Genomic DNA, 12,479 nt, shown 5'->3' on the forward strand with positions numbered 1-12,479 from the left:
GCTGTCTGCACGTTCTGGATCAGCCGCCGGTCACGCTCATGTGGCGGGCGACGGCGGGGCGCTGATGGGTGCGGTCGATGATGAAGTCGTGGCCCTTGGGCTTGCGCTGGATCGCTTCGTTGATCGCCGTCGACAGAAAGGAATCGTCATCAGAGGCCCGCAAGGCCGTGCGCAGGTCGGCAGCGTCGTTCTGGCCCAGGCACATGTAGAGCGTTCCGGTGCAGGTCAGTCGCACGCGATTGCAGCCCTCGCAGAAGTTGTGCGTCATCGGCGTGATGAAGCCGAGGCGGCCGCCGGTTTCGGCGACCTCTACATATCGGGCCGGACCGCCGGTCTTGAAGGGGATGTCGGTCAGCGTGAACTGCTGTTCGAGATCGGCGCGAAGCTTGGAAAGCGGCAGGTAACGATCCGTGCGATCTTCCTCAATCTCGCCCATCGGCATGGTTTCAATGACGGTGAGATCCATTCCCCGGTCGTGCGCCCAGCGCATCATCTCCGGGATCTCGGTTTCATTGAAGTCCTTGAGTGCGACGGCGTTGAGCTTGATCTTCAGTCCCGCCATGCGAGCGGCCTCGATGCCTTCCATCACACGAGCAAAATCGCCCCAGCGGGTGATCTCCTTGAACTTGTCCGGGTCGAGCGTGTCGAGCGAGACGTTGATGCGGCGCACGCCGCAATCATAGAGCCCGGAAGCATAGCGGACGAGCTGGGAGCCGTTGGTGGTCAGCGTCAGTTCGTCCAGATCGCCCGCATCAATGTGGCGGCCGAGCGCCCGCACCAGGTGCATGATGTTCTTGCGCACCAGCGGTTCGCCGCCGGTGAGGCGCAGCTTACGGACCCCCTTGGCGATGAAGGCGGAACAGAGACGATCCAGTTCCTCCAGTGTCAGAAGATCCTTCTTCGGCAGGAAGGTCATGTTCTCCGCCATGCAATAGGTGCAGCGGAAGTCGCAACGGTCTGTGACGGAGACGCGCAAATAGGTGACCGAACGGCCGAAGCGGTCGATCATCGGCGTCTTTCCGCCCTGGAGCGGTCGGGCGTTGCCCAGTGGTCCTGCCAGTGTGTTCAAGGATCGTCCTCCTGAACGGTGAAAGTGGGCGGCATCGGCGCGAACGTCAAGGGCTGCATCCGGGTTGCGGCGTGGGTAGCAAGCTTCTAATCGTGAGGACTTAGCGAATACAGGACCAGATGCACATGACCGATTTATGGCCGACCGAGCTGCGGGTATCGAAGGACCGGCGTATCCTCAACGTCACCTTCAATGACGGGCGGAGCTATCCGCTACCTGCCGAGATGCTGCGCGTCCTCTCACCTTCTGCAGAGGTACAGGGGCACGGGCCGGGCCAGAAGGTCACGGTGCCGGGCAAGCGGGAGGTTGCCATCGGCAGTCTTACCCCAACGGGACATTATGCAGTGCGGATCGGCTTCGACGACGGGCACAGCAGCGGCATTTATACCTGGACCTATCTTCGAGAGCTCGGCGAGGACGGCGAGCGGCTATTTGCCGAATACGAGCGGGAGCTTGCAGAGAAAGGCTTGAGCCGCGAGCCGGTTGCCCGTGGCGGACGCTAGCCCGACTCCGCACCGCCATCGTCCTCCATCTGCAGCGCTGCGATGATCCGCTCCATTTGAGCGCCAATCGCCGAGCAGTCCTCGAGCGGTGTCCTGGACAAGCTCCGGTCTATGAGGGCGGTCTGAATCTGCATCGCGCGGAGCGCCAGCGCCTCGCCCTCCGCGGTCAGAAAGAGGCGGAGAACTCGCTTGTCGCGGCTATCGCCCCGCCGCTCTATCAGTCCACGACGCTCCATCTGCGGCAGCGTCATGCTGATGTTCGAGCGGCCCACGAGCAGCTTGCGGGCCAATTCCTGCTGCGAGAGCCCCGCGTGGCGGTAGAGATTCGCCAAGATGTCGAGATGCGGCGGCTTGAGGTCGAGCGGCGCGAGCTCCCGGGTGAGCGCGGACTGCATCATCTGGCACGCCCGCGCTACGCTCACCCAGCTCCTGAAGCGCGGATGGTCCCAGGGAAGGAATTGCTTTTTGTTCATCGTTGTACTTTATTGTTCAAGGTTGAACATTGTAAGGCAGTCCCACCATGCCATCATTCGCGTTAAAGATCATCCGTCCTTTCTTTTCCATCGGCAGTAGCCTGGCGCCGAGGATCACCAGCGGCATCGCGTTCGCGCTGTTCTGCCTGACCCCGTCCCGAAGGCCCGTCGGCGTCAGGGCGGAGAAGGTTCATGCGGAAGGTCAAAAGCGTCTCGATGCCACGCAAGCCATGCCTTTCCCGCTGGGGAAGACGACCGTGATGGCTTACCGCTTCAATGGCGGCGTTCAGTCATCTGGGCGTCGCTTCCTCGTGGTGCACGGCTGGGGATCGGCGGCGGCCTATATCTCGGCTCTTGCGGAAGGACTGGCGGCGGAGGGGGACGAAGTGGTCGTTCTGGACTTTCCCGGGCACGGACGATCGAGCGGACGGCAGTTGCACATGCGCATGGCGGTCGATGCCATCGTCGAAGCCGAACGGCGCTTTGGACCCTTCGACGGAGCGGTCGGTCATTCGTTCGGCGGCGCGAGCCTGATGCTCGCGGCAGGTGGCGTGATACAGGGAGCCGGCAGGATCTCACCGCCGCGCCTTGCCATCATCGGGGCGCCGAGCCGCATCGAATGGCTGTTTGATGCCTTTGCTGCCGCACTCGGTCTGGGAGTTAAGGCGAAGCAGGGATTGATCCGGCATGCGGAGGAAATTGCGGGCGCCCGGCTTGCCGATTTCGATACCGTTGTCGTGGCCCGCAAGATCCGAACGCCGCTACTGGTCGTCCATGCGGAGGACGACAAGGAAGTGGATGCTGCGCATGCACAACGCTTTTCGGCGGTTCCCACTGCAGTAATCCACTGGGCCAATGGGCTTGGTCATCGCCGGATCATCAGCGATGGCGAGGTGATTGCAAGGATCCGCTCCTTTTTGCGGGAAGGGTCTGCGGAAAGCGCCCATACATCGGCTGCATGAGTGATTGCATGGTCCCGCACGCCGCTGTAGCGTCCTTCCGCAACAGGCGTGGAAACGGTACGGCATGACGATCATCACCAGCATTGAACAGCTGAAGCAGATTTATGGTGACGCCAGCGAGGCGTCGATGGTGAAGGTCACCCGTTCACTCACCGCAGAATACCAGCGGATGATCGAGGCCTCTCCGTTCGTGGCTCTCTCGACGGTCGGACCTGAAGGGCTGGACTGCTCGCCTCGTGGTGACGCCGGCAGCTGTGTGCGGGTCAAGGACAAGACGACGCTGCTTCTGCCGGATTGGCGGGGCAACAACCGGATCGATTCGCTCCTCAACATCGTCCGCGACCCACGGGTGGCGCTGATGTTCCTGATCCCGGGTTCCAGCACGGCCATGCGCGTCAATGGGAAGGCCGTGGTGTCCGTTGAGCCAGATCTGTTGCAGAGCTTCGGGATGGACGGCCGGCATCCACGCACCGTGGTGGTGATCACCATCGTCGAGGTCTACTTCCAGTGCGCCCGCGCAATCATGCGTGCCGAGCTCTGGAATCCGCAGCGTTATGTCGACGCGAACAGTCTGCCTTCGCCGGGCATGCTGCTGAAGGCGGCGAAGGCTGACTTCGATCAGGAGACCTACGACCGGGAATGGGCAGGCCGCGCCGCCGCAACGATGTGGTGACGATCAGCCGCGATAAATGAGCCAGTTCTTCCCGGCATAGTCGCCCCTGAGCGACTCGTCGAAGAGGACGGTCCGATTCCTGCCCGTGTGCTTTGCGTGGTAGAGGGCGATGTCCGCATTGGCGTAGAGTGCTCCGGCGTCCGCCGCCTGTGAGCCCATGGAATAGCCGAGCGATATCGTGATCGGGCCATATTGCACGCCGGATCTGGAGTTGCGGAAGCTGCGGGTTTCGAGGGCGCAGCGGATGCGCTCGCAGATCAGCATCACCTCGTCGGCCGTGTTGCCCTCGACGATGATGGCGAACTCCTCGCCGCCCGTGCGCGCAACAAAGAGATCCTTGCGGACATTGGCGCGGATGACGGAGGCGACGCTGGACAGGATCTTGTCGCCGACGGGGTGGCCGAAGCTGTCGTTGATCTTCTTGAAGTTGTCGATGTCGGCGAGGATGAGGGCCGCAACTGGCAGATTAGGCGCCGCATCGTAAAGTGCCGCCAGGCGCTCGTCGAAGGCGCGGCGGTTCGCCAGCCGGGTCAGGGAGTCGGTGTTGGCGATGCGCTTGTATTCGTCGAGTTCGCGCCGGACCTGGTCCATTTCCTGCGAATGCTCGACCATGCTGCCGACGGTGCGCTCGCCTTGGGCCATCTGATCGCCGGTAGCGTCTGTCAGAAGCTTGATCGCATTGCGGATGATGTCGGTCGAATAGTTCGCCTTGGAATTGATGCGCGTTGCCGTTTCACCGAGCAGGCGGGTGTAGCTTTCCATCGACTGCTGTTCCTGACGCAGGAGAGTCAGCAGGCCTTCCAGCTCGACGAGCAGCTTGTCGTGGACACGCTCGATCACCTCCACCTGAGCCGTACCGAGAAATTCGGCCGCGAGGTCATCGAGTTCCTCCTGGCTTGCGTAACTCCCCAGTGCGGCCAAGCGCTGGGTCAGGGCGCCGTTGGCGCCGATATAGGCTTCGTAGAAGAGCTGGTAGTTTCGCGGGATTGGCGCGACACCCATCGCCCGCAATGCATAGACGATCTGACCGACCACGTCGGTCGCCTGCGTCTTCGACGCATTGGCCGCTGCCATCCAAGCCCCCCATGGCTCTCACAATTCATGCTTTAGGATTGGGTTATATGAGAAATATTGGAAAAGAATTAAGGGGGTACCGTCTGCTGGCGTACATTGGGAAGGCCGCGGAGCGCAGAACAGACGGGATTATCTATTCGGAAACAAGAGCTTGCAAGATGACGCTCTGTTCCATGCGAACGGGAGAAAGAAATTTGCAGCAACTAGAGGGCGAATTTTCCCTCGAGTTGCTGCCTCGGATCGGGCGGTGGTTAAATTCCCGTTAGCGTGGACCGATCATGTTTTCGGGGCGCACGTACTGGTCGAACTCCTCGTTCGTCAGGTAGCCGCCGCCGACAGCCTCTTCGCGCAGCGTCGTGCCGTTCTTGTGGGCGGTCTTCGCTATCTTGGCGCATGTGTCGTAGCCGAGCTTGCTGTTCAGTGCCGTCACCAGCATCAGCGAGTTCTCGACGCCGCGCTTGATGTTGTCTTCGCGTGCCTCGATCCCGACGACGCAGTTATCGGTGAAGGACACGGCTGCGTCGCCCAGCAACTGAACCGACTGGAGGAAGTTGTAGGCCATCATCGGGTTGTAGACATTGAGCTCGAAATGGCCCTGGCTGCCGGCAAAGGTGATGGCCGCATGGTTGCCGAAGATGTGGGCGCAAACCTGCGTCATCGCTTCCGACTGAGTGGGATTGACCTTGCCCGGCATGATCGACGAGCCAGGCTCGTTTTCCGGCAGGGCCAGTTCGCCGAGACCGGCGCGCGGGCCGGAACCGAGGAATCGGATGTCGTTGGCGATCTTGAAGAGCGCTGCCGCGGCGGCGTTGATCGCGCCATGGGCGAAGACCATGGCGTCGTGCGCGGCAAGCGCCTCGAACTTGTTAGGCGCGCTGATGAAGGGCAGGCCGGTGATCTTCGCGATCTCCTCCGCCACCTTCTCGGCGAAGCCGACTGGGGCGTTCAGGCCCGTGCCGACGGCCGTGCCGCCCTGGGCGAGTTCGTAGAGGCCGGAGAGCGTAAGCTCGATCCGCTTGATGGCCGAGGCGACCTGGGCAGTATAGCCACCGAACTCCTGCCCGAGCGTCAGCGGGGTCGCATCCTGCGTATGTGTGCGGCCGATCTTGATGATGTGGGCAAAGGCCTTCGACTTGGCGTCGAGCGCTGCGTGCAGGTGCTTCAGGCTTGGCAGGAGATGGCGCACGATTTCTTCGGCGCAGGCGATGTGCATGGCCGTCGGATACGTGTCGTTGGACGACTGGCTCATGTTGACGTGGTCGTTCGGGTGCACCGGCTTCTTGGAGCCCATCGTGCCACCGAGCAGTTCGATCGCCCGGTTCGAGATGACCTCGTTGGCATTCATGTTGGATTGGGTGCCCGACCCCGTCTGCCAAACGACCAGCGGGAAGTGCTCGTTGAGCTTGCCTTCGATGACCTCCTGGGCAGCATCGACGATCGCCTTGCCGAGATCCTCGTCGAGGGCACCTAGATCCATGTTCGCACGCGCCGCTGCCTGCTTGACGATGCCGAGTGCGCGGATGACGGCGACCGGCTGCTTCTCCCAGCCGATCTTGAAGTTGCCGAGCGAACGCTGCGCCTGAGCGCCCCAATAGCGGTCGCTGGCGACGTCGATCGGTCCAAAGGTATCGGTTTCGGTGCGGGTCGATGCCATGTTTCTGCCTCTGCTGCGCGAGATGATAGCGCTGGAGTTATTCGACAAAACGCCGTGGTGCAAGGCCGCGCGCTGATTCGTAGACCAATGTCGGACAGATGTGCGTCGACCCCTGACAAAGAGGAGAAAGAGCACCATGTGCCGTGCCATTTATACCACGACACGGAGAATTTGGCCTTTCGGTATTGCAGCACCGCACCGTCGATCACCGCCCGAATGAGTAAAAATTTAACGAATAGTTTCTTAACCTTGTGCCGGTGGATGGGGTCGCTCTCGCGGTAGCGAAGCATGCCGCCGGCGACCTGCCGCTTCCTTTCCATACACCATGCGTTCCGCTAGAGCGGAGCGCGAAAGCGCTGAATGGCCGCACCAGCCGACGGGGATTACATTTGCAGATCACATCCAAAAAAACTTCGATCGCGCTGGCGTTCGTTTCCGCCTTCTCCACGTTCGCCACCGGAGTGGCGCCGGCACAGGCGATCACCCTTATGGACATCATCCGCGGTGGGCCCGGCCGGCGCGAGCCTGTTATCGATAGGGAGCTTCCCGGCGTCATTTCGCGTGATCGACGCGCCGAGCGCGATATCGATCCGCAGCCGCTGCCGAAGGTTATTGGGCCGCAGTATCACGTCTATCGGGCCGACCCAATGCGTGCGGTGAAAACGGAGGGTTTCGCCGCTGCCGCTGCAACCGGTGCGGAGCGCTTTATCGCCGATGCCAAGGTTTCAGCCCCAGGCGATGTAGCCGATGCGCTGGAAGGCTTCTACCGCAAGACGACCAAGCCACTGTGGGTCGCGGACGGGGACGTCAACGAGAAGGCGAGGGGGGTGCTTTCCCTTCTGGAGCGCGCTGGCGACTACGGTCTTCATCCGGCGGACTACCGGGTTGCCAAACCTGAGCTGGTGACGGCGAGCGTCGAGACGGCCTCTCTGGCTAACGATGCGGCGGTTCCCTCGGCGTCCGAGAACCGCGAGCGGGCGCTGATGCAGTTCGAGCTTGCGCTCTCTGCAAAGGCACTGATGTTCGCGCAGGACATGGTGCGCGGTCGCCTCGACCCCAACCGCATCTCGGGCTACCACGATTTCAAGCGCAAGGCGGTGAAGCTTTCCTTCGTGCTGCCGTTCATCAAGTCGGATGACAATGCTGCTGCCTATCTCGAAAGCCTAGCCCCGCAAGGATCGCAGTTCCTGGCGCTGAAGAGCGAGCTCGCCAAGCTGCATGCGGAGGAGGGGGACGATGGTCAGCGGATCGTGCTGCCGGAGAAGCTGCTGCTCAAGCCCGGGACCAGCAGTCCGGAAGTGGCCAATGTTGTCGCAGCGATCCGCAAGCATGGCTCGGACGAGTTGAAGGCAAGCCATTCGGCGACGTTCGCAAGCTACCAGACCGGCAGCGACTACACGCCGGAGATCGTCGACCTCGTGAAGGATTTCCAGAAGGAGTCGGGGCTAAAATCAGACGGCGTCGTCGGCCCGGCGACCGTGCGCGCCATGGTCGGGGACTCGCTTGAAGCAAAGATCGACAAGGTTGTCGTGGCGATGGAACAGGCACGCTGGCTGCCGGCGGATCTAGGCGACCGCTATGTGTTTATCAACCAGCCGGCCTACACCGTCTACTACCATGACAAGAGCGCGGAGCAGTTCTCCATGCGCGTGGTCGTCGGCTCCAAGGCGAACCAGACTTATTTCTTCCAGGACCAGATCGAAACCGTAGAGTTCAACCCGTACTGGGGCGTGCCGCAGTCGATTATCATCAACGAGATGCTGCCGCATCTGCGTTCAGACCCCTCCTATCTCGACCGCATGGGCTACCAGGTTGAGGTGAACGGGCGGCCGGTCTCTTCAACCAGCGTCAACTGGTACGGCTCGACGCAGTCGATCTCCGTGCGTCAACCGCCGTCGAGCGACAATGCGCTGGGCGAGCTGAAGATCTTGTTTCCGAACGCGCATGCGATCTACATGCATGACACGCCTTCGAAGAGCTTCTTCAAGCGTGACATGCGCGCGCTCAGCCATGGCTGCGTGCGCCTGGCCGATCCGCGCAAGATGGCGGCCGCCGTGCTCGGCATCACCGAGCAGGATGTGGCGGGAAAGATCGCACAGGGGAAGAATGTCGGCGAGAAGGTCACCGCCACGATCCCTGTCTACGTCGCCTATTTCACCGCCTGGCCCAACAAGGACGGCGTGGTTGAGTACTTCGACGACATGTACGACCGGGATGCCGCGACCCTGAAAGCGCTGAAGGCGACGAGCGAAGCTCGGGCATAACGGGGGCTTCAGTCTCTAAATGCAAAGAAAGGGCGGCTTCACGGCCGCCTTTTTCTATTCAACCGCAGTGTTTGCCTGCAGGCGTGCTTGGATCAGCCCTTGGATCAGGTCGATCGTCAGGTCGTCGAAGGTTTCGATCACATGATCGGGCTGCAGCTCCGCGACCGGTACGTCCGAATAGCCGAAGGTGACGGCGATCGAGGGAATACCGGCATTGCGGGCGGCGAGGATGTCATTGACGCTGTCGCCAATCATGACGGTCTGCCGCAGATCGCCGTCGGCCCTCTCGACCGTTCCGAGGATATGCCGCGCATCCGGTTTTCTGACGGGGAAGGTGTCGCCGCCGGTGACGACCGAGAAGCGGTCGGCAAGCCCGAGCTTCTCGATCAGCGGCAGGGCCAGCTCCTCCAGTTTGTTGGTGCAGACCGCAGCCGTCATCCCGGCACCCGAGATCCGGTCGAGCGCCTCCAGAAGCCCAGGATAGGGTTTGCTGGCGCCCGGCATCTCCCGCTTATAATGCGCCAGGAAGCGCTCCAACAGAGGCTCGACCTCCTGCTCTCCGATACAATGTCCGCGTAGCTCGAAAGCGCGGCGGATCATCACGCGCGCACCCTGGCCGACCAAGTGCGTCAGATCCTGGTAGCTAACGGGTGCGAGATCGGCAGCTGCAATCGTATGGTTGAGGCTGGTAACCAGATCCTGTGCAGTGTCGATCAGTGTTCCGTCTAGATCAAAAATCACCAGTGGGGCAGTCATCTCGCTCTCCAGTCTCACAGTCGGTGCTCTCGGCAGTAGATTGGCAGAGCCGCAAATGCAAATCGGCAGGAGCGGGAAGGGACTTTCCCTCGCAGGGGCAGGCGTGTAAACAGCATCGGCGAAACAGCGGGGAGCTTCTGGCGCATGGACGCCCGGGAAATGAAGGTTAAGGCCGCGGAAGCGGCTCTGGCACATGTTGAGGACGGGATGCGGCTGGGGATCGGGACCGGCTCGACGGCCGAGGAATTCGTTCGGCTTCTGGCGGAAAAGGTCGCCGACGGTCTTCAGGTTCAGGGTGTGCCGACGTCTGAACGCACGGCCCGGCTCTGCCTCGAGCTCGGCGTCCCGCTGAAGTCGCTCGACGAGTTGCCGGAACTCGACCTGACGATCGACGGCGCCGACGAGGTTGACAGTCAGCTGCGGCTCATCAAGGGCGGCGGCGGGGCACTGCTGCGCGAAAAGATCGTCGCGGCCGCATCTTCCTGCATGATCGTGATTGCCGACGAGACCAAGGTGGTCGAAACGCTCGGCCGCTTTCCGCTCCCGGTGGAGGTCAATGCCTTCGGGCTGACCTCCACCCGAATGGCCGTCGAACGCGCCGCATCCCGCCTCGGGCTGAACGGCGAAATCAAGTTGCGCAAGTCCGGCGAAGATACGTTCACGACGGACGGCGGTCACCACATTCTGGACGCATCTTTTAGCCGTATTCCTGATGCAGAGGCTCTCGCGAACCAACTTAATCTAATACCGGGTGTGGTCGAGCACGGGCTGTTCATCAACCTCGCCTCGTTTGCGATCATCGCCGGCGAGGCTGGCGCACGGACGTTGAAGGCACAATGAAAGACAGGAGCATTATTTCCATGACCAAATTCGCGATTTTCGGGCGCGCTACCGCTCTTGCCGTCATCGTTGCAGGCAGCCTTTCGCTGCCGGTTCGCGCCCAGGAGATCCCGGAGGCGCATCTGAACGCCGCCCGCGATGCGATTGCTGCTATCAACGCGACCGACCGCTATGACAACATCCTGCCGGGCCTCGCCGAACGGTTGAAGGCGCAGTACATCCAGGCAAACCCGAACTTCCAGCAACAGATCGGCCAGGTCGTCGACGAACAGGCCCTGGCTCTTGCCGCGCGCCGCTCGGATCTGGAGCGGGAAGCGGCGACGATCTACGCCAAGGCCTTCACGCAGGAAGAACTGCAGGCGATCTCGGCATTCTATGCCACCGAGGCGGGCAAGAAGCTCCTGTCTACCGGTCCTCTGGTTGCACGCGAACTCACCAAGGCCGCCGAGATCTGGGCGAACGGCATCTCCCGTGACCTCACAAACCAGAGCTCGGAGCAGCTGCGGACAATCATCGACGCCAACCCGGTCGAAGCCCCGGCGGCGGAGATTGAAGCCCCTGCGGAAGCGCCTGCGCAGCAGTAAGCGCGGCGCGCCCAATTCCATCAACTGCAAGCCCGGAGCGTTCCGGGCTTTTGCTTTTGCGGTGCACCCTTTATATGGGCCTCGTCCCATCTGACGAAGGAGCCTCCCGATGACTGCATTCGACTACGACCTTTTCGTGATCGGCGGTGGCTCCGGCGGTGTTCGTGCCGCACGGCTTGCCGGCTCGCTCGGAAAGAGAGTGGCGATCGCAGAAGAATACCGCTTTGGCGGCACCTGCGTCATCCGCGGCTGCGTGCCGAAGAAGCTCTTCGTCTACGCTTCGCAGTTCCCCGAGCACTTCGAGGATTCGGCCGGCTTCGGATGGCACGTCGGCGAGATAGGTTTCGACTGGAAGAAGCTGGTTTCGGCAAAGGATCGTGAGATTACGCGGCTTGAGGGAATCTATCGCCGCAACCTGGAAAACGCTGGTGTCGAGGTTCTTCAAACGCGGGCGGAGCTCGTCGACGCCCACACGATCCGGTTGGTCACCACCGGCCAGAGGGTCACGGCCAACAGGATCGTCATCGCGGCCGGTGGATCGGCCAATCCGCATGCGTCACTTCCCGGCCACGAGCTTTGCATCACATCCAATGAAGCCTTCGACCTGCCGGAACTGCCGCGCTCGATCCTGATCGCCGGCGGTGGCTATATTGCGGTGGAGTTCGCCAACATCTTCCACGGGCTCGGCGTCGACACGACGCTGATCTATCGTGGCAAGGAAATCCTGTCGCGCTTTGATTGCGACATGCGCCAGGGTCTCCATCATGCGATGGAGGAGAAGGGCATCCGCATCATTTGCACCGACGTTATCGAAGAGGTGCAAAAGGCGCCGGCCGGGGGTCTCGTCGCCCGGACGTTGGACGGGCAGGCGCTTGCCGTCGATGCAGTGATGCTTGCCCTTGGGCGTGACCCGAACACGCAGGGGCTGGGCCTGGAGGCGGCTGGCGTTGAGGTGAACGAAAGGGGCGCGATTGTCGTCGACGATTATTCCCGCACGAACGTGTCGCACATCTACGCGCTGGGCGATGTCACCGACCGGGTACAGCTGACGCCGGTCGCGATCCATGAGGCCATGTGCTTCATCGAGACCGAGTTCAAGAACAATCCGACGAAGCCGGACCACGACCTGATCGCAACGGCCGTCTTTTCGCAGCCGGAGATCGGTACCGTTGGTCTGTCGGAGGAGGAGGCCTGTAAGCGCTTCCCTGAGATCGAGGTCTACCGCGCCGAGTTCCGCCCGATGAAGGCAACGCTCTCGGGGCGCGCGGAAAAGATGATCATGAAGCTCGTCATCGACGCTGCAAGCCGCAGGGTGGTCGGGGCCCATGTGCTTGGGCATGACGCCGGTGAAATGGCGCAGCTTCTCGGGATATCGCTCAAGGCCGGCTGCACCAAGGACGAGTTCGATCGCACCATGGCCGTGCATCCGACGGCGGCCGAGGAGCTGGTGACCATGTACCAGCCAAGCTACCGGGTTCGCAACGGCGAGCGCATCTGAAGCTGCGGCAGTCCGAAAAGGTCGCATCGTGCCGCCGATCGTGCCATAAATGTGTCACAGGTGGCGGCGCGAAAGCTGCAGATACGGGTTAGCTTCTAGGCAAGCCGGGCCGGACGGTTTATAAGCCGC

General features: G+C 61.9%; 12 protein-coding genes. 7 read left to right on the forward strand and 5 right to left on the reverse strand.

Annotated features, from left to right (window positions below):
- Positions 1–19 precede the first annotated feature (19 nt).
- A complete protein-coding gene (gene moaA, locus MUU54_RS04655; protein ID WP_247242869.1) occupies positions 20–1,069 on the reverse strand; it encodes a GTP 3',8-cyclase MoaA in 1,050 nt (349 codons plus the stop codon).
- Positions 1,070–1,194: 125 nt separating this feature from the next.
- Here moaA and MUU54_RS04660 point away from each other — a divergent pair, with 125 nt between their 5' ends.
- Complete coding sequence (locus MUU54_RS04660) at positions 1,195–1,572, forward strand: gamma-butyrobetaine hydroxylase family protein (protein WP_247242870.1); 378 nt, start codon at positions 1,195–1,197, stop codon at positions 1,570–1,572.
- On the opposite strand, the gene MUU54_RS04665 is transcribed toward MUU54_RS04660, so the two are convergent.
- Positions 1,569–2,045 carry a MarR family winged helix-turn-helix transcriptional regulator gene (locus tag MUU54_RS04665; protein WP_247242871.1) on the reverse strand — a complete coding sequence of 159 codons (477 nt, stop codon included), beginning with the start codon at positions 2,043–2,045 and terminating at the stop codon, positions 1,569–1,571. The two genes, MUU54_RS04660 and MUU54_RS04665, sit on opposite strands and share 4 nt — an antisense overlap.
- A 47-nt stretch (positions 2,046–2,092) precedes the next feature.
- Here MUU54_RS04665 and MUU54_RS04670 point away from each other — a divergent pair, with 47 nt between their 5' ends.
- Together MUU54_RS04670 and MUU54_RS04675 are read left to right on the forward strand one after the other, a co-directional pair.
- Complete coding sequence (locus MUU54_RS04670) at positions 2,093–3,007, forward strand: alpha/beta fold hydrolase (RefSeq protein WP_247242872.1); 915 nt, start codon at positions 2,093–2,095, stop codon at positions 3,005–3,007.
- Positions 3,008–3,071: 64 nt separating this feature from the next.
- Complete coding sequence (locus tag MUU54_RS04675; protein WP_247242873.1) at positions 3,072–3,680, forward strand: pyridoxamine 5'-phosphate oxidase family protein; 609 nt, start codon at positions 3,072–3,074, stop codon at positions 3,678–3,680.
- A 3-nt stretch (positions 3,681–3,683) separates the two neighbouring features.
- Here the strand turns inward: MUU54_RS04675 and MUU54_RS04680 are convergent, their stop codons facing one another.
- Together MUU54_RS04680 and fumC are read right to left on the reverse strand one after the other, a co-directional pair.
- Positions 3,684–4,754, reverse strand: a complete 1,071-nt coding sequence (locus MUU54_RS04680) for a GGDEF domain-containing protein (protein WP_247242874.1) — start codon at positions 4,752–4,754, stop codon at positions 3,684–3,686.
- 262 nt (positions 4,755–5,016) lie between these two features.
- Positions 5,017–6,408, reverse strand: coding sequence for a class II fumarate hydratase (gene fumC / locus MUU54_RS04685; protein WP_247242875.1), 1,392 nt, complete (start codon positions 6,406–6,408; stop codon positions 5,017–5,019).
- A gap of 389 nt (positions 6,409–6,797) precedes the next feature.
- Here fumC and MUU54_RS04690 point away from each other — a divergent pair, with 389 nt between their 5' ends.
- On the forward strand, positions 6,798–8,672 hold the full coding sequence (locus tag MUU54_RS04690) for a L,D-transpeptidase family protein (RefSeq protein WP_494338234.1): 1,875 nt from the start codon (positions 6,798–6,800) through the stop codon (positions 8,670–8,672).
- Between the two features lie 54 nt (positions 8,673–8,726).
- On the opposite strand, the gene MUU54_RS04695 is transcribed toward MUU54_RS04690, so the two are convergent.
- Positions 8,727–9,440, reverse strand: a complete 714-nt coding sequence (locus tag MUU54_RS04695) for an HAD family hydrolase (protein ID WP_376742052.1) — start codon at positions 9,438–9,440, stop codon at positions 8,727–8,729.
- Positions 9,441–9,572: 132 nt separating this feature from the next.
- On the opposite strand from MUU54_RS04695, the gene rpiA reads away from it, so the two are divergent.
- From rpiA to gor, 3 genes are all read left to right on the forward strand, one after another.
- A complete protein-coding gene (gene rpiA, locus MUU54_RS04700) occupies positions 9,573–10,268 on the forward strand; it encodes a ribose-5-phosphate isomerase RpiA (RefSeq protein ID WP_247242877.1) in 696 nt (231 codons plus the stop codon).
- Between the two features lie 20 nt (positions 10,269–10,288).
- Complete coding sequence (locus MUU54_RS04705) at positions 10,289–10,852, forward strand: DUF2059 domain-containing protein (RefSeq protein WP_247242878.1); 564 nt, start codon at positions 10,289–10,291, stop codon at positions 10,850–10,852.
- 109 nt (positions 10,853–10,961) lie between these two features.
- Positions 10,962–12,350: a glutathione-disulfide reductase gene (gene gor, locus MUU54_RS04710; protein ID WP_247242879.1), complete on the forward strand. Its 1,389-nt coding sequence runs from the start codon at positions 10,962–10,964 to the stop codon at positions 12,348–12,350.
- Positions 12,351–12,479 lie beyond the last annotated feature (129 nt).

This window comes from Pseudorhizobium tarimense (genome assembly GCF_022968135.1).
GTDB lineage: Bacteria > Pseudomonadota > Alphaproteobacteria > Rhizobiales > Rhizobiaceae > Neorhizobium > Neorhizobium tarimense.

Bases quoted from the DNA above. Each gene is read 5' to 3' on its own strand.
- gor (WP_247242879.1), top strand. From the start codon at position 10,962: ATGACTGCATTCGACTACGACCTTTTCGTGATCGGCGGTGGCTCCGGC.
- MUU54_RS04705 (WP_247242878.1), top strand. From the start codon at position 10,289: ATGACCAAATTCGCGATTTTCGGGCGCGCTACCGCTCTTGCCGTCATC.
- MUU54_RS04670 (WP_247242872.1), top strand. From the start codon at position 2,093: ATGCCATCATTCGCGTTAAAGATCATCCGTCCTTTCTTTTCCATCGGC.
- MUU54_RS04665 (WP_247242871.1), bottom strand. From the start codon at position 2,045: ATGAACAAAAAGCAATTCCTTCCCTGGGACCATCCGCGCTTCAGGAGC.
- MUU54_RS04675 (WP_247242873.1), top strand. From the start codon at position 3,072: ATGACGATCATCACCAGCATTGAACAGCTGAAGCAGATTTATGGTGAC.
- rpiA (WP_247242877.1), top strand. From the start codon at position 9,573: ATGGACGCCCGGGAAATGAAGGTTAAGGCCGCGGAAGCGGCTCTGGCA.
- fumC (WP_247242875.1), bottom strand. From the start codon at position 6,408: ATGGCATCGACCCGCACCGAAACCGATACCTTTGGACCGATCGACGTC.
- MUU54_RS04680 (WP_247242874.1), bottom strand. From the start codon at position 4,754: ATGGCAGCGGCCAATGCGTCGAAGACGCAGGCGACCGACGTGGTCGGT.
- MUU54_RS04660 (WP_247242870.1), top strand. From the start codon at position 1,195: ATGACCGATTTATGGCCGACCGAGCTGCGGGTATCGAAGGACCGGCGT.